Origin of the sequence: Noviherbaspirillum sp. ST9, from assembly GCF_048799745.1 — a bacterium.
Lineage (GTDB): Bacteria > Pseudomonadota > Gammaproteobacteria > Burkholderiales > Burkholderiaceae_D > Noviherbaspirillum.
Genome location: NZ_JBLWFR010000219.1, coordinates 1 through 514, shown reverse-complemented (window position 1 = coordinate 514; position 514 = coordinate 1). Strand labels below are relative to the sequence as shown.

At 44.9% G+C, this 514-nt stretch carries 1 protein-coding gene; it reads left to right on the top strand.

What is annotated here, in order from left to right:
- The coding region (locus ACNOHI_RS25625; RefSeq protein ID WP_420477540.1) for an efflux RND transporter periplasmic adaptor subunit at positions 1 to 514 on the top strand (514 nt) is incomplete at both ends.

Here is a 514-nt window from a genome sequence, read left to right as displayed (position 1 = left end):
TCACAACTAACCTATCGTCAGAGTCTTCTAGATTATCAAGATCAGTTGCTACGGGCTGGTTACCGGCTAACAGACACTAGCCGCATAGATAAAAAAATAAAAGAAGTTGCAAGGCTTCGCAGCGGATTAAGCAGAGCCGAGATAGAACTCCAGCAGGCCTCAGCAGATCTCGTCGCAATGAGGCTCACGGCGCCTTTTAGCGGTAAAATAGCTAACATGAAAGTCCGTGTGCAAAACAGCAGTAATAACAGTTCGAACTATTTTTGTACCATTATAGATGATAGTATTCTTGATGTTAGGTTTCAAGTGCTGGAGCAAGAACTGGGCCTTATTCATAAGGCTGGAAGCGTTCATATCGTTCCCTTTACCGCTCCGACTTTAGCCGTTATTGGTTCTGTAGTAAGCATTAATCCGATGGTCGACGAGGCTGGCATGGTCGTTGTGAAAGCCCGGGTACAAAATAAAAATGGCCATTTGTTGGATGGAATGAGTGTAAAAGTGGAGGTGCGAGAGC